Source organism: Rhizobium rosettiformans W3 (assembly GCF_004912135.1).
Classification (GTDB): Bacteria; Pseudomonadota; Alphaproteobacteria; order Rhizobiales; family Rhizobiaceae; genus Allorhizobium; species Allorhizobium rosettiformans.
On record NZ_STGU01000002.1, the window covers coordinates 337,406 to 354,991 of the forward strand.

Genomic DNA, 17,586 nt, shown 5'->3' on the forward strand with positions numbered 1-17,586 from the left:
TCCGCTCGCCTCAAAGCTCGGCGGGGAAGCCGGGCGCTCTGAGATCCGTGCCGACAGCGTCTTCGAGGAGCTTCACCACCTGCGACGACCAGGCGTCGCCGCCATAGGCCGAGCGGGCGCGGATGAAGGTCTGCATCGCATGGGAGGCCAAGTCGAGCGGCACGCCGAATTCGCGACCGAAGCCGAGCGCAAAGCCGAGATCCTTCACGGCGAGATCCATGGTGAAGTTGATGTTGTAACTGCCGTTCAGGATCACCTGGCCCTCGGTCTCGTGCACGAAACTGTTGCCCGAGGAGGCCTTGATGATGTTGAAGGCATCGGTGAGGTCGATGCCGCCCTTCTTCGCCAGCATCAGCGCCTCGCCGGTGGCGATTAGGTGGATGAAGGCGAGCATGTTGGTAATGACCTTGATCACCGCTGCCTTGCCGAGCGGCCCGGCGCGGAAGATCCGCTTGCCCATGGCCTGGAAGGCCGCAAGATGCAGGTCGTAGAGGTCGCTGTCACCGCCGATGATCACGGTGATCTCGCCGGAGGCGGCCAGATGCACGCCGCCGGTCACAGGCGATTCCAGCATGCGGATGCCGGCAGCGGCTGCGATCTTGCCGAGCCGCAGGACTTCCTGCTCGTCGAGCGTGCTCATCTCGATCCAGGTGCTCCCCGGTTTCAGCCCCTTGAGGATGCCGCGTTCGCCGGTCAGAACCCGTTCACTGACCTTGGGCGAGGGCAGGCAGGTGATGACGGCATCGGCGGCTTCGGCCACGGCCTGCGGATCGGCGGCGAATGTGGCGCCGGCGGCGACCAGTTCGTCGGCATTCTTCGGATCGAGGTCGTTGACGACGACGGTAAAGCCTGCCCTGACCAGACTGCCGGCGAGGTGGCGGCCAAGATGACCAAGCCCGATGAAACCATATGTGAGTGCCATGTCGCGTTCCCCTGCTGGCGTTTTGGCAGAGACTGCGACAAAGCGGGAAAGGGTTCAAAGACAGATTTTGGCCTGCGACGGGTTTTGGCGCAGGCGGAACAGAGCCCAGCGATTTTCGTTGCGGGTGAGGATGCGCGGCCGCCGAGAGCAGCCGTGCCGGCAGCGAAATCGTCGCATTGACCCTTACGTTCACGTAAGATATTCTCGCGCTTCACACCGCCCTGCCGGAATTTGCGCCTCTGCGCGTCGCGCTTCGGCTCGACAATCCGGTTGGGTTTTGTCAAGGAGGATGGCGGAAAGCACCGCCTGGCGAGGAATGATTGATGAGCACCGAGATGGAACTGCCTGAACGCGAAAGCATGGAATTCGACGTCGTGATCGTGGGCGCTGGTCCCGCAGGTCTCTCGGCGGCGATCCGGCTGAAACAGGTCAATCCGGATCTCACCGTCGTCGTGCTCGAAAAGGGTGCGGAAGTCGGCGCGCATATTCTGTCCGGTGCCGTGGTCGATCCGATCGGCATCGACCGGCTGATCCCGGGCTGGCGCGAAGAGGCCGATCATCCCTTCAAGACCCCCGTCACCGACGACCAGTTCCTCTTCCTCGGCCCTGCCGGCTCGGTTCGCCTACCGAACGCCCTGATGCCGCCGCTGATGAACAATCACGGCAACTACATCGTCTCGCTCGGCAATGTCTGTCGCTGGCTGGGCGCCCATGCCGAAGCGCTCGGCGTCGAGATCTATCCGGGCTTTGCCGCTTCCGAAGTGCTCTACAATGACGACGGCGCCGTCATCGGCGTGGCGACCGGCGACATGGGCATCGAGAAGAACGGCGAGCCCGGCCCGAACTACACCCGCGGCATGGCGCTGCTCGGCAAATATGTGCTGATCTCGGAAGGTGTTCGTGGCTCGCTCGCCAAGCAGCTGATCGCCAAGTTCGATCTCTCCCGCGAAAGCGATGTGCAGAAATACGGCATCGGCCTCAAGGAACTCTGGCAGGTCAAGCCCGAGCATCACAAGCCGGGCCTGGTCCAGCACTCCTTCGGCTGGCCGCTCGGCATGAAGACCGGTGGCGGCTCCTTCCTCTACCATCTCGAAGACAACATGGTCGCCGTCGGCTTCGTCGTGCACCTGAACTACAAGAACCCCTATCTCTATCCCTTCGAGGAGTTCCAGCGCTTCAAGACCCATCCGGCGATCGCCCAGACCTTCGAAGGCGGCAAGCGTTTGTCCTACGGTGCCCGCGCCATCACCGAAGGTGGCTACCAGTCGGTACCGAAGCTCTCCTTCCCCGGCGGCGCGCTGATCGGCTGTTCCGCCGGTCTCGTCAACGTTCCCCGTATCAAGGGCTCTCACAACGCCGTGCTCTCCGGCATGCTGGCGGCCGAGAAGATTGCCGACGCGATCGCGGCCGGCCGCGCCAATGACGAGCCGATCGAGATCGAGAACGAATGGCGCAAGACCGATATCGGCAAGGATCTGAAGCGCGTGCGCAACGTCAAGCCGCTCTGGTCCAAGCTCGGCACGGCGCTCGGTGTTGGCCTCGGCGGCATCGACATGTGGATGAACCAGCTGCTCGGCTTCTCCTTCTTCGGCACGCTGAAGCACGGCAAGACGGATGCAGAATCCCTGGAGCCGGCGGCACAGCACAAGCCGATCGCCTATCCGAAGCCCGATGGCGTCCTGACCTTCGACCGTCTCTCCTCGGTGTTTCTCTCGAACACCAACCACGAGGAAGACCAGCCGGTCCATCTCAAGGTCAAGGACATGGAGCTGCAGAAGCGCTCCGAACTCGGTGTCTATGCCGGTCCTTCGACCCGCTACTGTCCGGCAGGCGTCTATGAATGGGTGGAGAAGGACGGCGAAGAAACCTTCGTCATCAACGCCCAGAACTGCGTGCACTGCAAGACCTGCGACATCAAGGACCCGAACCAGAACATCACCTGGGTGCCGCCGCAGGGCGGCGAAGGTCCGGTCTATCCGAACATGTGATGTCAGTTCGAAGGGCGGTCGAGAGGCCGCCCTTTTGGCATCTCAGGGGGAGTAGGCGCGCGAAAGGCGGTCTGCTGCTGCGCGTAGGCGTCTGTCTCTCGTCCACAGGGACATTTCAGGTGCGAGCACCGCCGATGTCAGGAGATGCGCATCAACATATCCTATTCCACTGCCCATCAGGCTATGCTGTCGGATGATCGACAGCACCTCTCGCTCACGGGCAACAGCAGCTTGCGGTAGTTTCAAGAAGGATTGGATCACGAAATCGTAGTCTCTCATCGGACCGAGCGCAATTTCTCCGATGACGAAAGGATGAGCAAAGGCTTGCTTCCGCCGGAGCAAGGCCTCAAGCCTATTGTCGCTGCGGCGCAGGTGGTCGATCCATATCGATGTGTCAACCAGTACCCTCATCTTGACCGAACGTGCCGTCTGAGTTCCAGCGTCTGCGAGGCGGCGCCTTCAGATCCGGCTGGCTACCACCCAGTGCAATTAGTCTGCGCGCGGCCTCGCGTTGCACCAGCGCAGTCAGTGCCTCTTTCATGACCTCCGAGGTACTCGCGATGCCGGTGAACTCCTTGGCATCCGCAAGCAGTTCATCATCGACCCTGATCGTTGTGCGCATGATCTGCCTCCTGTGGTGCAAAACTACCATCCCTGTCGCCGTGCTTCAATCCGATGCCAGACGTCTGGCTCCGCCCCATCTTCGCCATCTCTCTTAACGCGCACCCTCAGATTTAACCCGCCATTAACCATAAATTCCTAGGCTCCTGGGCAACGAATCGTATCCCAAGGACCTCTGAATCATGACCATTTCCCGCCGCGGTCTCCTGTTCGGTCTGCCGCTTTTCCTGGCCGGCTGCCAGTCCGTTCCCAATCAGCAGGCCATGTATGGCGACATGCCGGACGAGCCGCATCCGCTGAAGAAGGTGCCGCTGGAAAAGATCAAGCCGGAGCTGCGCCGGCAGGAAGTGGCCTATGAGACGAAGCATCCGGCCGGCACAATCGTGGTCGATACGCCCGAGCGCCGGCTCTATTACGTCATGGGCGGCGGACGCGCCATGCGCTACGGCATTGGCGTCGGTCGCGCTGGTCTTGCGCTTTCCGGTAATGCCTATGTCGGCCGCAAGGCGGAATGGCCGACCTGGACGCCGACACCGAACATGATCCGCCGTGATCCGGAAAAGAACCTGAAATATGCTGGCGGTCTCCCGGGCGGCCCGAACAACCCGCTCGGCGCCCGCGCCATGTATCTCTACCGTGGCGGCAATGACACCATGTTCCGCATCCACGGCACCAACCAGCCCTGGTCGATCGGTCAGGCCATGTCGTCCGGCTGCGTGCGCATGATGAACCATGACGTGATCGATCTCTATGCCCGCGTTGATGTCGGCAGCAAGGTCGTGGTCATCCAGGCCTAGAGGTCTCCTTCTCCTGCAAATCAAGGGCGCTGGTCTGTCGACCGGCGCTTTTGCGTTTGGTCCTGCCTGTGGGCAGACGGTCACGCGCGGTCACGACTGCGAAATCGATCTTTCCGCCTCGCGACTTCGCCCCAATCTTCAATCAGTGAAACTTTACGCCGTGCTTCGGCGTCCTATGAGCTGTTGACGCTGTGTCGACCAATGCCGACCGCTTTGAGCCTTTCCGCTCAAGCCGGTCAGGACTAAGTGGGAACGGATTTTCCGGCTTTCGGGCCGCATCGATGATTCGAGAAGGGAGATTGAATGACACAGGACACCAAGGCGGCAATGTCGGATCTCGGCGGTTGCCAGATCGAGGCGACCCTTCAGCTTCTCGACGGCAAATGGAAGGGCGTCATCCTCCATCATCTTCTGAAAGACGAGGTTCTCCGCTTCAACGAGATCGTCAAGCGGCTGCCATCGATCACGCACCGCATGTTGTCGAAGCAATTGAGGGAGATGGAAGTGGCCGGCCTTGTCGCGCGCACCGTCTATCCCGTCGTCCCGCCGCGGGTCGACTATTCGCTGACGCCACTCGGACGCAGCCTTGAGCCGGTGATCCAGGCCCTGGGCCGCTGGGGGCAGGAAAACCTCGTGACCGTGGAAGGTGCTGCCCTGAAGCCGAGCGAGAGCCCGACCGGCAGCGCCGCCATCATGCGCTCTGCGGCGTAATCGGAGTATTTCAGGAAACGACCTGTCGGCGGGAAAGAAGTCCCGTCGACAAAAGCACGCCGAGCCCCGTGACGAGAGCTGCAGCAAGCGTCGAGACACCCAGCGGCTCGGCAAGCAAGACCGCGCCACCGATGGCCGCGGCCACAGGCGTGATCGCCGTATAGGCGGCAGCCTGGGTTCCGCCGAGAGCCCGAACCGCCGTTCCGTAGAGCAATGTGGCAACGAGGCCGGAAAGAAGCCCCTGCGTGACGGATTGCAACGCGATCTCTCGCCATGGTGCCGTCGGAAACTGTGTGCCGACGAACGGCAGGGCGGCGAGATTGAGGATCGTCGACCAGACGCAGATCAGAGCGGCACCTTCGAAGGCATCGAGGCCGCTGCGGCGGAAGGCATGGGTGTAGACCGCCCAGAGCGTGGCGCCGATCGGCAGGATGGTGAAGCTGATCCAGCTCAAGCCCTGATCTCCCAGATTGCCGAACAGCAGCACCGCGCCACCTGCCAGGATTGCCAGCATCCCGAGCTTGCGCCACCTGTCGGGCCGCTCCCCGAGAAAAACCATGCCGATCAGCGCGACCGCGAGCGGCATCAGCCCCGGAAGCAGGACACCGGCTGCCGAGGCCGGCGTGTGGCGCATGCCGAAGGCCACGATCTGGAAGAAAGGCGCGCCGGAGCCGAGAACCATCAGCGCGAGCGGGCCCATGGCACCTTTGGGAAAAAGCCCGGTCCGCCACCAGACGGGTGCGAGCACGAGCGCGGGGATCCCGTAGCGCAGAAGGCTCAGATCGAGCGGCCCGAGCCCGGCGCCGACGCTGTGGCGGGTGGAGACCAGCCACGAGGCCCAGATCAGCACGACCGACAGGGCCGACAAGGCGCCGAGTGCCGATCGGCCGGAGCCGGGAAGGGGAGTGGTGCCGATGGCGGACATGGGAGCTCCGGGAGAACCTGTTCGGGCGCTATCTTAAGTCCACTGCTCCGATGTGTCCTTGCGCAGTTTGCGTCTCAGGACTACGAATTTGGCAGAATCTGTCAAATAGAGCCACCAAGGTGAGGCATGCTGCCAAAACTCGACAAGTTCGATCATGCGATCCTGAAGATCCTCCAGGATGATGCTCGCACCACCAATGTCGAGATCGCCGACAGGGTCGGCCTGTCGCAATCGCCCTGCCTCAGGCGCATTCGCCTGATGGAGGAGAGTGGCGTCATCCGCGGCTATCGTGCCGATCTCGATCGACGCATGCTGGGGCTGGAGCTCACCGTCTTCGTTGCTTTCAAGGTGGCGCGCCACACGCGTGAGAATGCCGATGCGCTGCACGAAGCCCTTCTCGATATTCCCGAGGTGGTCGCCTGCTACATGATTTCGGGTGAGTCCGATTTCCTCGCCGAGGTCGTGGTCGAAAACCTCTCGGCCTATGAGACGCTGCTGACGGAAAAGCTGCTGGTCCTGCCGAACGTCACCGACATCCGCTCGAACTTCGCGATCAGGAGCGTCAAGACCGGCGCGCCGTTGAAGCTTCCGGTCCAAACCTGACGGATGACGTTTCGGCCGCTGCCGAGGCAGCGGCCGCCAGTCAACGGCCAGTGCACACCGGCTCAGCCCGGGAAGCCTTCCAGCACGATCTTGCCACGCGCCCGGTTGCTCTCGATGATCCGATGAGCTTCGCGCAGGTTCGTCGCCGTGATCGGACCGAGCACGGTGTCGAGCGTCGTGCGGATCTTGCCGGCGTCGATGAGTTCGGCGACATGCGTCAAGAGCTTGTGCTGCTCGATCAGGTCGGGTGTCTGGAAGAGGGGTCGCGAGAACATGAACTCCCAGTGCAAAGACACGACCTTCTGCTTGAAGGCGAGGATGTCGAAGCCTTCCGGAAAGTCGTCGATCAGGCAGATCCGGCCCATCGGCGCGATGATCTCGGCCATGGAGAGGCGATGCTGGCTGCTATGCGTCACCGAGAAGATGAAGCCGGGAGCGCCGATGCCGAGCGCCGCATACTCTTCGGCGAGCGGCTTGCTGTGGTCGATCACGTAATCGGCGCCAAGCGATTTTGCCCACTCGGCCGTCTCCGGGCGGGAGGCGGTCGCGATGACGGTCAGATCGGTCAGCTTCTTGGCGAGCTGGATGGCAATGGAGCCCACGCCGCCGGCACCGCCAGTAATCAGGATCGCATTCTCCGCGCCGAGCACGGCGTCCTTCACCTTCAGCCGGTCGAAGAGCGCTTCGTACGCGGTGATCGCCGTCAGCGGCAGGGCGGCGGCCTCTGCGAACGAGAGGGTGGCCGGCTTGCGGCCGACGATGCGCTCGTCGACGAGATGGTATTCGGCGTTGGTACCCGGCCGGTTGATGGCGCCGGCATAATAGACCCCGTCTCCCGGCTGGAAGAGCGTCACGTCACGGCCGACGGCCTTGACCACGCCGGCCGCGTCGTAGCCGAGGATGCGCGCCTCGCCGGCGGCCGGCGTAAAGCTGCGGCGGACCTTGGTGTCGACCGGATTGACCGAGATCGCCTTGATCTCGACCAGCAGGTCGTGGCCTTCCGCCGTCGGCATGGGCAGATCGAGATCGACCAGCGCCGTCTCTGAGGTAATGGGCTGGGGGTGATGGAAACCGATGGCTCGCATGGAAAAACTCCTGTCTTGCGTTTGCACGCCGCCCATTAAGAACATAGATTGCCCGGGCGCAAGAATGCACATTTTGTGTTTGTAGGCACAAAATCAGACCTCGGTACACAAAAGGATACTGTCGATGTCGCGACCCCGCGCCAAGATGACCAACAACTTCCCCGGCTGCCCGGTGGAGACCACCTTGAGCTTTCTCGACGGCAAGTGGAAAGGGGTCATCCTCTATCACCTGCTCGTCGACGGCACACTGCGCTTCAGCGAACTGCGCAGACGCCTGCAGGCGGTGACGCAACGCATGCTGACGAAACAGCTGCGCGAACTGGAAGAGCAGGGGCTGGTCGTGCGAACCGTTTATCCGGTTGTACCGCCGCGCGTCGATTACGCGCTGACCCCGCTTGGCCAGAGCCTGCGGCCGGTCATCATGGTCCTCGAGCAATGGGGCAGCCGTCACGTCCGCTGTGAGGATGGCCAGCGGCTCCTCGTCACGCCGGACGCGATCGAAAACGAGGCCTCAGCCGCGTGACGGCTTCTTTTCGAGCGCGATGGAGATGAGGAAGATCACGAGGCCGAGCGCCGAGAGGACGGAGCCGACATAGCCGGTGGCGCCGTAGCCATAGCCGGCCGCGATCACGAGGCCGCCAAGCCAGGCGCCGATGGCATTGGCAATGTTGAAGGCGGAGTGGTTGGTCGCAGCCGCAAGCGTCTGGGCATCGGCGGCGACATCCATGAGCCGGGTCTGCACGGCCGGGCAGGCGGCAAAGCCACAGCCGGTGAGGAAGACGCAGATGCAGAGCATGACCGGGTTATGCGCGGTCAGCGAGAACACGGCCATCAGCGCGATGTTGAAAGCGAGCATGCCGCCGATCGTGCCCTTCAGCGAATAATCGGCCATGCGGCTGCCGACGATATTGCCGACATTCATGCCAATGCCGAAAAGCGCCAGCACGACCGCGACCATGCTGGCCGGCAGGCCTGCTGTGTCCGTGACCGTCTTGGCAATATAGCTGAAGATGGCGAACATGCCGCCGAAGCCGACGGCGGCGACGCCGAAGGAAAGCCAGACCTGCAGCCGTGTGAAGGCCGACAGCTCCCGGCGGATGCTTGCTCCTTCCGCCACTTCATCTTTCGGCAAGTAGAGTGCGATGAGCGCAACCGTGATCGCCCCGATCGCGGCCACCATCAGGAAGGCGGCGCGCCAGCTCATCAGCTGGCCGAGAAAGGTCGCGATCGGTGTGCCGATCAGGGTGGCGATGGTGAGACCCAGCATCACGCGGCCGACGGCGCGCACGCGCCGGTTCGGCGGCGCCATGGAGGCGGCGACGAGGGCAGCAACGCCGAAATAGGCGCCATGCGGCAGACCGGTGACGAAGCGAAGGGCCGTGAATGCGGAAAACTGGGTGGCAAGGGCGCTGGCGAAATTGCCAAGCGCAAACAGGCCCATGAGCAGCAGAAGCAGCGTCTTGCGCGGAAGTTTTGCGGCAAGCGCCGCAATGATCGGTGCGCCGATGACGACGCCAAGTGCATAGGCGCTGATCACATGGCCCGCCTGGGGCACGGTCACGCCATAGGTCTGCGCGACTTCCGGCAGGAGGCCCATGATCACGAATTCGCCGGTGCCGATGCCAAAGCCGCCGGCCGCGAGTGCCACTTCGATGAGACGGATGGTGCTGGGCGTGAGGGGCGGCACGTCACGGACGTCGGCATCAAGCGAGGGCGTGAGGCTCGGGCAATCGGTCATGAAATCACCATGGGCCCGCACGAGGCTGTGGGGCGCAAATACGCTTCCGGGGAAGCCGGGATGAAGAAGAAAAGCCCTTAGGCCGCTTGGAAAGGAGAATTGTTGTTTATCATATCCGTGTGCACTGCGGCAAAGGCTTTTGCTCGCCATCTTGAAATTTGCCCGCGCACTCTCGATCTGCAGGCGCGTGTCGAAACTTTTGAAGTATCAGCACGTTGTGCGGTTTGGCCTTCCCAAGGCCGCGAGAGGGCGAAATGAAAATCAAGGCAGTACTCAATCGTGACGGTGGCACCTTCAAGACCACCGACATGCAGACCTATTGCGAAAGCGCGACCCGTGCTTTTGCCGCAAAGGGACACGAACTTGTCTGCGATGTGGTGCCCGGCGCAGAGATTGTCGAGGCGCTGGAATCCGCAAGCGGTGAGGCCGGTCTCGGCGCGCTTCTGGCGGGTGGCGGTGACGGCACGATCTCCACGGCCGCAGGCATCGCCTGGAAGGCAGGCCTGCCCCTCGGCGTCATCCCCGCCGGTACGATGAACCTCTTTGCCCGTTCGCTGAAGCTGCCGCTCGACATCTGGAAGGTGCTTGATCTGCTCGCAGGCGCCAAGGTGGCGAACGTGGACATCGCGACGGCCAACGGACGCCCCTTCGTCCACCAGTTTTCCGCAGGCCTCCATGCGCGCATGGTGCGCATGCGCAACCAGATGGACTTCGCCTCGCGCATCGGAAAAATCCGGGCGAGCACCAGCGCCGCCTTCGGCGTGATGCTCGATCCGCCGCGCTTCGAGGTCGTCTTCGACATCGATGGCGATGGCCGCAGCGACGAGCGACCGATCTCGGCGATATCAGTGTCGAACAATCCGCTGGGCAATAATTCGCTGTTCTTCGCCGACCGGGTCGACACCGGCAAGCTCGGCGTCTATCTCGCCGAACCCCTCGAGCCGACGGGCGTCGGCAAGCTCGCCTTTGATATCCTGCGCGGCAAGTTCAAGGAAAACGAGGCGGTCACGGCCTCCACCGCCGAGCGGGTGCACCTGCATTTCCCGAAATACCGCAAGGGGGCGGCCTGTGTGCTCGACGGCGAGCTCTTGCGCATGCCGCCCGATGTCGAGATCAAAATCCATGCCGGCGAGCTCAAGGTGCTCGTGGCGCCCGAACAGCCGACAGCCTGACAAGAAAACGCCCGGCAGAAGACCGGGCGTTTTAGATTCTAGTGGCTGAAGGCCGCCGCGATCAGGTCGCGGGTATAGGCCTCCTGCGGATGGTCGAAGATCGCCTCCGTCTCGCCCTGCTCGACGATCTTGCCGTTCTTCATCACCACCACATGGTCTGACATGGCGCGGATGACCGAGAGGTCATGGCTGATGAAGACATAAGACAGGCCGTGTTTGTCCTGCAGATCTCTCAAAAGCTCGATCACCTGACGCTGGACGGAACGGTCGAGCGCAGACGTCGGCTCGTCGAGGATGACCACCTTCGGCTTCAGGATCATCGAACGGGCAATCGCGATACGCTGGCGCTGGCCGCCCGAAAACTCGTGCGGATAACGGTTGCGCGCTGCCGGGTCGAGGCCCACTTCCTTCAACGCCGCAATCGCCCGGGCGTCCCGCTCGGCCCGGCTGAGCTGCGGCTCGTGCACGTAGAGGCCTTCCGTGATGATCTCGCCGACCGTCTGGCGCGGCGAGAGCGATCCATAGGGGTCCTGAAATACCAGCTGCAGCTGCTTGCGGAAGGGGCGCATACCGGCCCGGTCGAGGTTCGAGATGTCCGCCGTCTCGAAGCGGAACGCGCCATCGGCTGCGAGCAGCTTCAACAGAGCGCGACCGAGCGTTGACTTGCCCGAGCCGGATTCGCCGACGATGCCGATGGTCTGGCCCTGGCGGAGCCGGACGCTGACCTGATCAACGGCCCGGAAGGTACGGTTCGGACGCAGGAAACCACCGCTGCCGATGTCGAAATCGACGGTGACATTGCGGCCTTCCAGGACGACCGGGGCATCATCCGCCGGTGGCGGCTTGGTGCCCGTCGGTTCGGCGGCCAGCAGCATCTTCGTGTAGTCGTGCTGGGCATTGCCGAAGATCGCGTCGCGGCTGCCCGTCTCAACAATCTCGCCCTTGCGCATGACAGCAACGCGATCGGCCACGTGTTTGACCACGCCGAGATCGTGGGTGATCAGCACGATCGCCATGCCGAAGCGCTTCTGCAGATCGGCCAGCAGATCGAGGATCTGTGCCTGGATGGTGACGTCGAGCGCGGTCGTCGGTTCGTCGGCAATCAGCACGTCTGGCTCGTTGGCCAAGGCCATCGCGATCATCACGCGCTGGCGCTGGCCACCGGACATTTCGTGCGGATAGCTGTCGATACGCCGCTCCGGGTCGGGAATGCCGACCAGCTTCAAGAGTTCCAGCACGCGGGCGCGGGCCTGAGCCTTGTTCATGCCGCGATGGTGGATCAGCGGTTCCGATATCTGCTTGCCGATCCGGTAGAGCGGATCGAGCGAGGTCATCGGCTCCTGGAAGATCATGGTGATCTTTGCGCCGCGCACCTTGTTCAATTCGCCGACCGGTAGGCCGACGATGTTTCGTCCGCCATAGACGGCCTCGCCCGTGACATCGCCGTTCTTCGCCAGCAGGCCCATGATACCCATCATGGTCTGGCTCTTGCCCGAGCCGCTTTCGCCAACGATGGCCAGCGTTTCGCCCTTTTTCACCGAGAAGCTGATGCCCTTCACCGCTTCCACTGGGCCGTCGGGTGTTGCGAACGTCACCTTCAGGTTGGAAACGTCGAGCACGGTTTCGTTGTGTGTCTTGTCGTCCATGCTCATCGGTCCTTCGGATCCAGTGCATCCCGCAGGCCGTCGCCCACGAAATTCAGCGAAAACAGGGTCGTCACGAAGAAGATCGCCGGGAAGATCAGAAGCCATGGGGCATTCTGCATGCTGGCCGCACCTTCCGAGATCAGCGTTCCCCAGCTGGCAAGCGGCGCCTGGACGCCGAGGCCGAGGAAGGAAAGGAAGCTCTCGAGCAGGATGACCTTCGGCACGATGACGGTGACGAAGACGATGACCGGGCCGATCGTGTTCGGGATGATGTGACGGCGGATGATCTGCCAGTCGGTCAGGCCCAGCGCTTCTGCGGCTCCGACGAATTCGCGGCGCTTGAGCGACAGCGTCTGGCCGCGCACGATACGGGCCATTTCCAGCCACTCCACCGCACCGATGACCAGGAAGATCAGCACCACTGATCGCCCGAAGAAGACGACGAGCACGACGACGAGGAAGACGAAGGGCAGCGAATAGAGGATCTCGACGAGACGCATCATGACGTTGTCGACGCGGCCACCGAGATAGCCCGATGTGGCGCCATAGACGACGCCGATGCCGAGCGAGACCAGGCTGGCCGCCAGGCCGACCGCAAGTGAGATCTGCCCGCCGAGCATGACGCGAACCAGAAGGTCGCGGCCGTTCGAATCCGTGCCGAAGGGGAAGGTGACCTGATCCACGGTTCCGGACACGGTAAGGCTTCGACCGTCCGCCGCCGTCTCCACGACTTCCGAATTCTTGAATTCGTTGTTGCGGTCGAAATAGCGGATCGTCCGGGGATCGATTTCCTCATCCGAGCTGACCACGGCCGTGAAGCGGCCATCCTCAACGGTGAAGCTGTCGAGGGTCACTCTCGCCCGCTGGGCGACACTTTCGGCGACTTCCTGGAGTGTCTCAGGATCAGGCCGTGGAGAGAGGCTCGGCGGCACGCTGACATAGGAGGAGAAGACCTGGTCGTAGCTGTGGGCCACGAAGAAGGGACCCGCAAAGGAAAACAGCGTGATGAAGATCAGGAGCACGCAGCCGGTAATCGCGGCCTTGTTGCGCCGGAAGCGCATCATGGCGAGCTGTGCCAGGCTGCGTCCGGCGATCTCGGGCTGAGGGATAAGGGTGGTATCAGTCATTGCGAACCCTCGGATCGAGCAGGCCATAGGCGATATCGACCAACAGGTTGAAGACGATCACGAACACGGCGACGAGGATGACAGTGCCCATGACGAGGGGATAGTCGCGGTTGAGCGCGCCGAGCACGAAGTAGCGACCGACACCGGGGATGGTGAAGATCGTCTCCACCACGGCAGAGCCGGTAAGCAGGGCGGCAGCGCAAGGTGCGAGATAGGAGACGATCGGCAGCATCGCGCCGCGCATCGCATGCGTGACGACGACCACGCGCGATGGCAGGCCGTAGGCGCGTGCCGTGCGAATATGGTCGGTATGCAGGGCCTCGATCATCGCGCCGCGGGTGAGACGGGCGAATACGGCAAGCTGCGGCAGGGCAAGTGCCGTCACCGGCAGGATCAGGTAACGCAGCGATCCATCACCCCAGCTGCCCGCGGGCAGCCAGTTGAGGATCACGGCAAACAGGAGCGTGAGCACCGGACCCACGACGAAATTGGGGATCGTCACGCCGATTGTCGCAAAGGACATGACGGCGAAATCGATCGTGCTGTTTTGCCTGAGTGCTGCGACCGTGCCGAGCAGGACGCCGCCGACAAGCGCGACGAGGATCGCAATCCCGCCAAGCTGGATCGAATAGGGCAGGGCCTTGCCGATCAGTTCGGAGACGGTGTTGTCCTTGTAGATGAAGCTCGGACCGAGATCGCCGGTGACGGCATTGCCGATATAGCTCAGATACTGGCTGATCAGCGGCTGGTCGAGTTTGTAGGTGGCCATGATGTTGGCCATCGTCTGAGGCGGAAGCGGGCGCTCGAGATTGAAGGGGCCGCCCGGCGCAAACCGCATCAGAAAGAATGAGATGGTGACGACAATGAAGATCGTCGGGACGGCGCTCATCAGCCGTCGCAGCACGAAGGATGTCATGTCCTGCTCCTGAATGGACGACGCGCGGCTTGAACCGTGCGTCGTCCGGTCACGTGACGAGATTATTCAGCGACGCGAAGGAAGCGGCTGAGATGCTCGTTGGCAGCATTGTCCTGCCAGCCGCTGACGCGGTCGGAGACCAGCCACAGGTTCGCCGTGCTCATCAGCGGAGCGATCGGCTGATCACGCATCAGGATGACTTCGGCATCATGCAGAATCTTCTTGCGGGCGTCGGCATCGCCTTCGGTGTAGGACTTTGCCATCAGCGCGTCGAACTCCGGATTGTTGTACTTGCCGTAGTTGAACGAGGTGTTGGTCGAAACGTTCAGCGCCAGGAAGTTTTCCGCATCGGCGTAGTCGGCAACCCAGCCGGCACGCGCGACGTTGAAGGCGCCGCCTTCCTGCAGATAGGCATAGTGCGAGGCCACGTCGAGGTTGGTCATGGTGACATTCGCGCCGAAGGTGTTCTTCCACATGTCGGCAACAGCCGTCGCCACGCGCTCGTGGTTCGGGTTGGTGTTGTAGCGGATCTCGATGTTGAGCGGCTTGCCGCCTTCACCGTACCCGGCTTCCTTCATCAGTTCGATTGCCTTGTCTTCGCGGTCGAGCTGCGACATCTCGGCGAAGTCGGCCTTGGCTGCAGCATAGCCACCGAGACCATCGGGAACGAGGGAGTAGGTCGGCAGCTGTGCACCGGAGTAGATCTCCTCGGCCAGGAAGTCGCGATCGACGGCCATAGACAGGGCCTGGCGGACGCGCACGTCGCTATAGGGCTCCTGACGGGTGTCGAAGACGTAGTAATAGGTCGAAGCCGACGGCGAAACGCGGACCTGTTCGCCATAGCTTTCCTTCAGGCGGTCGATCTGGTCGGCCGAGAAGTTGTAGACGAGGTCCATTTCCTTCGCTTCGAAACGACGGACCGAAGCGGCCTGATCGTCGATCGGGTAGAAGACGACCTTGTCGATCTGGGTGTTGGCGGCATCCCAGTGGTTCTCGTTCTTCACGACGACGAGGTTGTCGTTCGGTACATGGCTTTCGAGTTTGTAGGCGCCGTTCGAGACCATCACGCCGGGCTTCACGAAGTCCTTGCCGTTCTTTTCGACGCTTGCCTTGGAGACGGGAAGGGCGGTCTGGTGGGCCAGCAGTTCGAGGAAGAAGGGGGTCGGGCGCTCAAGCGTGATCTCGAGCGTCTTGGCGTCAACGGCTTTCGCGCCGATTTCTTCCAGCTTCGCTTCACCCTTGTTGGCCTTTTCGGCGTTCTTGATCGGGTAAAGGATGTTGGCGTATTTGGCAGCGGTTTCCGGGTTCTGGACGCGCTGGATCGAGTAGACGAAGTCTTCAGCCGTTACCGGCGAGCCGTCTGACCACTTGGCGTTTTCGCGGATCTTGAAGGTGTAGACCGTGCCGTCGTCAGAAATGGTCCAGCTTTCGGCCGCACCCGGGACAATCTCGCCCTTGGCATCATAGATGGTCAGACCCTCGTAGAGATCCTTCAGAATGAAGGCCTCGATATCAATCGAGGTATTGGCCTGATCGAGCGTCTGCGGCTCGCCGGAATTGCCGCGATGAAGCACGACTTCAGCCAGCGCCTGGCTCGCGCCAAACATCAAGGAGGTGAGGAGAAGAGAGGTGCCGAGCAGCCGGCGCGTCTGGATAGACATTCGTTTGGAACTCCCAGTTCACGTTAACGGAAGGGACAGAAGAGTATTCCTGATGGCGTGACAACCCGCATTTTTTACGGCTACCCCATTTTTGAGGTGGAAATTTGGGGGATGGCCTGTGACTTGGCACGAAGATTTCGCATGACCGTTTTATGACGAAATAAAATTATCGCGCCCAATTCTGTGCAAAATGCGACAGGGACGGCTGAAGCGCCGTCCCTGCAGGGGCTCTCGTCATAACGGGGTCCAGAAGCGGCGTCAGATCCGCGGCAGATAGGTCTGGTAATCGAAGCTCGACACGGTACGCAGATAGGCCATGGCCTCCTTGCGCTTGGTGTCCCCATAGATCCGCTGATACTCAGCCCCGAAGATGTCCTTGATGAAAGCCGAGGCGCGGAAGCGCTCGACGGCGGTCAGGAAGTCGTAGGTCAGCATGTCAGGGTTTTCAGGCGCGCTGTCCGGCGTCGTCACCGGACCTGGATCGAGATCCTCGTCGAGGCCAAGCAGGATGCCCCCGAGGATGGCGGCGAGCAGCAGATGCGGATTGGCGTCCGCACCGGCCACACGGTGTTCGATACGGGCGGCGGGGCCGTCCTTGTCGGGGATACGGACAGCCGTACCGCGATTGCCGAAACCCCAGTCGATCTTGTCGGGCGCAAAGGAGCCCGGCTGAAAGCGGCGATAGGAATTGGCAAAGGGCGCGAAGATCAGTTGCGCATCCTGCATGCTCTTCAGCATGCCAGCGGTGATCGACTTCAGCTTCACCGGATCGCCGCCCTTGGCGTCGAGGATGTTCTTCCCGTCCTTGTCGATGATTGAGGCATGCACATGCAGCCCGGATCCGGCGTGGTCGCCGTAGGGCTTGGCCATGCAGGTGGCCTTGAAGCCGTGGCGGCGGGCGGCGAAATCGACGACGCGCTTCAGATAAATGCAATCGTCGGCAGCGGCCATCGCATCCGGCTTGTGCAAGAGATTGACCTCGAACTGGCCGGGGCCGAATTCGGCGGTCGTCGCATCCGCCGGCAGACCCATGTGGTCGCAGTATTCGCGGACGGTCTCAAGGAAGTCTTCCATCGCGGCGGTCGCGCGCATGTCATAGAGCTGGTAGCCCTCGACTTCGCCATTCATGACAAGCGCCTTCGGCGGCATCGGCACGCCGGTGTCGCGGAATTCCGGCTCCATGACGTAGAATTCGAGTTCGGTGGCGACGACAGGCGTGAGGCCTTTGGCCTCGAAACGCTTCAGCACATTGGCCAGGATCGCGCGCGGGCAGACGTAATGCGGCTCACCATCAAGCGTATGCATGGTGGCAAGCACCTGCTTGGAGCCGGCTGGCCCCCAGGGGAGCGTCGTCAGCGAATTCTTGTCCGGCGTACAGATGCCATCGGGATCCCCCAGCGTCAGCGAGATCTTGGTGATGTCGTCATTGTCATCGCCCCAGATGTCGAGAGACTGGGTCGAGGCCGGCAGACGCACGGTATTCTTCCAGACCTTCTCCTCGGCTTTCAGCGGAATCATCTTGCCGCGCAGGTCGCCATTCATGCCGACAAGCAGCACCTCTATGCGTGCGGAAGGGTCGGCTGCGGTCTGATCGGCGGCCTCGGTCGATGCTGTCATGGAGAAACTCTCGTTGGCTTTCGGGGCGGATTTGGCCGGAGGAACGCGGCAATCGGT

At 62.3% G+C, this 17,586-nt stretch carries 17 protein-coding genes; 6 read left to right on the top strand and 11 right to left on the bottom strand.

Features of this window, described 5'->3' with window-relative positions:
• Positions 1 to 10: 10 nt before the first annotated feature.
• Positions 11 to 922 (bottom strand): NAD(P)-dependent oxidoreductase, encoded by a 912-nt coding sequence (locus FAA86_RS04990; protein ID WP_136538635.1) that lies wholly within the window; start codon positions 920 to 922, stop codon positions 11 to 13.
• A gap of 323 nt (positions 923 to 1,245) precedes the next feature.
• Here FAA86_RS04990 and FAA86_RS04995 point away from each other — a divergent pair, with 323 nt between their 5' ends.
• On the top strand, positions 1,246 to 2,910 hold the full coding sequence (locus FAA86_RS04995; protein WP_136538636.1) for an electron transfer flavoprotein-ubiquinone oxidoreductase: 1,665 nt from the start codon (positions 1,246 to 1,248) through the stop codon (positions 2,908 to 2,910).
• 42 nt (positions 2,911 to 2,952) lie between these two features.
• Here FAA86_RS04995 and FAA86_RS25160 read toward each other — a convergent pair whose 3' ends face one another.
• Both FAA86_RS25160 and FAA86_RS05005 read right to left on the bottom strand, forming a co-directional pair.
• Entirely contained in the window at positions 2,953 to 3,321 is a 369-nt protein-coding gene (locus FAA86_RS25160) for a type II toxin-antitoxin system VapC family toxin (RefSeq protein WP_136538637.1), read from the bottom strand.
• A complete protein-coding gene (locus FAA86_RS05005; protein WP_113461571.1) occupies positions 3,305 to 3,532 on the bottom strand; it encodes a type II toxin-antitoxin system VapB family antitoxin in 228 nt (75 codons plus the stop codon). The genes FAA86_RS25160 and FAA86_RS05005 overlap by 17 nt, the downstream gene beginning before the upstream one ends.
• A gap of 181 nt (positions 3,533 to 3,713) precedes the next feature.
• Between FAA86_RS05005 and FAA86_RS05010 the strand changes: the two genes are divergently transcribed.
• Entirely contained in the window at positions 3,714 to 4,328 is a 615-nt protein-coding gene (locus tag FAA86_RS05010; RefSeq protein WP_136538638.1) for a L,D-transpeptidase, read from the top strand.
• Between the two features lie 303 nt (positions 4,329 to 4,631).
• Positions 4,632 to 5,039, top strand: coding sequence for a winged helix-turn-helix transcriptional regulator (locus tag FAA86_RS05015; protein ID WP_136538639.1), 408 nt, complete (start codon positions 4,632 to 4,634; stop codon positions 5,037 to 5,039).
• A 10-nt stretch (positions 5,040 to 5,049) separates the two neighbouring features.
• Here FAA86_RS05015 and FAA86_RS05020 read toward each other — a convergent pair whose 3' ends face one another.
• The gene (locus FAA86_RS05020; protein ID WP_136538640.1) at positions 5,050 to 5,964 is read right to left on the bottom strand and encodes a DMT family transporter; all 915 of its coding nucleotides are present in this window, start codon (positions 5,962 to 5,964) and stop codon (positions 5,050 to 5,052) included.
• A 129-nt stretch (positions 5,965 to 6,093) separates the two neighbouring features.
• Between FAA86_RS05020 and FAA86_RS05025 the strand changes: the two genes are divergently transcribed.
• Complete coding sequence (locus tag FAA86_RS05025; protein WP_136539021.1) at positions 6,094 to 6,567, top strand: Lrp/AsnC family transcriptional regulator; 474 nt, start codon at positions 6,094 to 6,096, stop codon at positions 6,565 to 6,567.
• A 62-nt stretch (positions 6,568 to 6,629) separates the two neighbouring features.
• On the opposite strand, the gene FAA86_RS05030 is transcribed toward FAA86_RS05025, so the two are convergent.
• Positions 6,630 to 7,652: a zinc-binding alcohol dehydrogenase family protein gene (locus FAA86_RS05030; protein WP_136538641.1), complete on the bottom strand. Its 1,023-nt coding sequence runs from the start codon at positions 7,650 to 7,652 to the stop codon at positions 6,630 to 6,632.
• Positions 7,653 to 7,776: 124 nt separating this feature from the next.
• On the opposite strand from FAA86_RS05030, the gene FAA86_RS05035 reads away from it, so the two are divergent.
• Positions 7,777 to 8,175, top strand: coding sequence for a winged helix-turn-helix transcriptional regulator (locus FAA86_RS05035; protein ID WP_136538642.1), 399 nt, complete (start codon positions 7,777 to 7,779; stop codon positions 8,173 to 8,175).
• Here the strand turns inward: FAA86_RS05035 and FAA86_RS05040 are convergent.
• On the bottom strand, positions 8,164 to 9,390 hold the full coding sequence (locus tag FAA86_RS05040; protein ID WP_136538643.1) for an MFS transporter: 1,227 nt from the start codon (positions 9,388 to 9,390) through the stop codon (positions 8,164 to 8,166). The genes FAA86_RS05035 and FAA86_RS05040 overlap by 12 nt on opposite strands.
• Before the next feature lie 254 nt (positions 9,391 to 9,644).
• On the opposite strand from FAA86_RS05040, the gene FAA86_RS05045 reads away from it, so the two are divergent.
• The gene (locus FAA86_RS05045) at positions 9,645 to 10,562 is read left to right on the top strand and encodes a diacylglycerol/lipid kinase family protein (protein WP_136538644.1); all 918 of its coding nucleotides are present in this window, start codon (positions 9,645 to 9,647) and stop codon (positions 10,560 to 10,562) included.
• A gap of 38 nt (positions 10,563 to 10,600) precedes the next feature.
• Here FAA86_RS05045 and FAA86_RS05050 read toward each other — a convergent pair whose 3' ends face one another.
• The 5 genes from FAA86_RS05050 to FAA86_RS05070 all read right to left on the bottom strand — a co-directional run bounded on the left by FAA86_RS05050 (position 10,601) and on the right by FAA86_RS05070 (position 17,529).
• Positions 10,601 to 12,208 carry an ABC transporter ATP-binding protein gene (locus FAA86_RS05050; protein WP_167494896.1) on the bottom strand — a complete coding sequence of 536 codons (1,608 nt, stop codon included), beginning with the start codon at positions 12,206 to 12,208 and terminating at the stop codon, positions 10,601 to 10,603.
• A gap of 2 nt (positions 12,209 to 12,210) precedes the next feature.
• Positions 12,211 to 13,335: an ABC transporter permease gene (locus FAA86_RS05055; protein ID WP_136538645.1), complete on the bottom strand. Its 1,125-nt coding sequence runs from the start codon at positions 13,333 to 13,335 to the stop codon at positions 12,211 to 12,213.
• Positions 13,328 to 14,251 carry an oligopeptide ABC transporter permease OppB gene (gene oppB, locus FAA86_RS05060; RefSeq protein ID WP_136538646.1) on the bottom strand — a complete coding sequence of 308 codons (924 nt, stop codon included), beginning with the start codon at positions 14,249 to 14,251 and terminating at the stop codon, positions 13,328 to 13,330. The genes FAA86_RS05055 and oppB overlap by 8 nt, the downstream gene beginning before the upstream one ends.
• A gap of 62 nt (positions 14,252 to 14,313) precedes the next feature.
• Entirely contained in the window at positions 14,314 to 15,912 is a 1,599-nt protein-coding gene (locus tag FAA86_RS05065; protein ID WP_136538647.1) for a peptide ABC transporter substrate-binding protein, read from the bottom strand.
• 258 nt (positions 15,913 to 16,170) lie between these two features.
• A complete protein-coding gene (locus FAA86_RS05070) occupies positions 16,171 to 17,529 on the bottom strand; it encodes a glutamine synthetase family protein (RefSeq protein WP_136538648.1) in 1,359 nt (452 codons plus the stop codon).
• Positions 17,530 to 17,586: the final 57 nt, after the last annotated feature.

What these genes read in the sequence shown, in the direction of transcription:
- FAA86_RS04990 (WP_136538635.1), bottom strand. Translation starts at nt 922, where the DNA reads ATGGCACTCACATATGGTTTCATCGGGCTTGGTCATCTTGGCCGCCAC.
- FAA86_RS04995 (WP_136538636.1), top strand. Translation starts at nt 1,246, where the DNA reads ATGAGCACCGAGATGGAACTGCCTGAACGCGAAAGCATGGAATTCGAC.
- FAA86_RS25160 (WP_136538637.1), bottom strand. Translation starts at nt 3,321, where the DNA reads ATGAGGGTACTGGTTGACACATCGATATGGATCGACCACCTGCGCCGC.
- FAA86_RS05005 (WP_113461571.1), bottom strand. Translation starts at nt 3,532, where the DNA reads ATGCGCACAACGATCAGGGTCGATGATGAACTGCTTGCGGATGCCAAG.
- FAA86_RS05010 (WP_136538638.1), top strand. Translation starts at nt 3,714, where the DNA reads ATGACCATTTCCCGCCGCGGTCTCCTGTTCGGTCTGCCGCTTTTCCTG.
- FAA86_RS05015 (WP_136538639.1), top strand. Translation starts at nt 4,632, where the DNA reads ATGACACAGGACACCAAGGCGGCAATGTCGGATCTCGGCGGTTGCCAG.
- FAA86_RS05020 (WP_136538640.1), bottom strand. Translation starts at nt 5,964, where the DNA reads ATGTCCGCCATCGGCACCACTCCCCTTCCCGGCTCCGGCCGATCGGCA.
- FAA86_RS05030 (WP_136538641.1), bottom strand. Translation starts at nt 7,652, where the DNA reads ATGCGAGCCATCGGTTTCCATCACCCCCAGCCCATTACCTCAGAGACG.
- FAA86_RS05035 (WP_136538642.1), top strand. Translation starts at nt 7,777, where the DNA reads ATGTCGCGACCCCGCGCCAAGATGACCAACAACTTCCCCGGCTGCCCG.
- FAA86_RS05040 (WP_136538643.1), bottom strand. Translation starts at nt 9,390, where the DNA reads ATGACCGATTGCCCGAGCCTCACGCCCTCGCTTGATGCCGACGTCCGT.
- FAA86_RS05045 (WP_136538644.1), top strand. Translation starts at nt 9,645, where the DNA reads ATGAAAATCAAGGCAGTACTCAATCGTGACGGTGGCACCTTCAAGACC.
- FAA86_RS05050 (WP_167494896.1), bottom strand. Translation starts at nt 12,208, where the DNA reads ATGGACGACAAGACACACAACGAAACCGTGCTCGACGTTTCCAACCTG.
- FAA86_RS05055 (WP_136538645.1), bottom strand. Translation starts at nt 13,335, where the DNA reads ATGACTGATACCACCCTTATCCCTCAGCCCGAGATCGCCGGACGCAGC.
- oppB (WP_136538646.1), bottom strand. Translation starts at nt 14,251, where the DNA reads ATGACATCCTTCGTGCTGCGACGGCTGATGAGCGCCGTCCCGACGATC.
- FAA86_RS05065 (WP_136538647.1), bottom strand. Translation starts at nt 15,912, where the DNA reads ATGTCTATCCAGACGCGCCGGCTGCTCGGCACCTCTCTTCTCCTCACC.
- FAA86_RS05070 (WP_136538648.1), bottom strand. Translation starts at nt 17,529, where the DNA reads ATGACAGCATCGACCGAGGCCGCCGATCAGACCGCAGCCGACCCTTCC.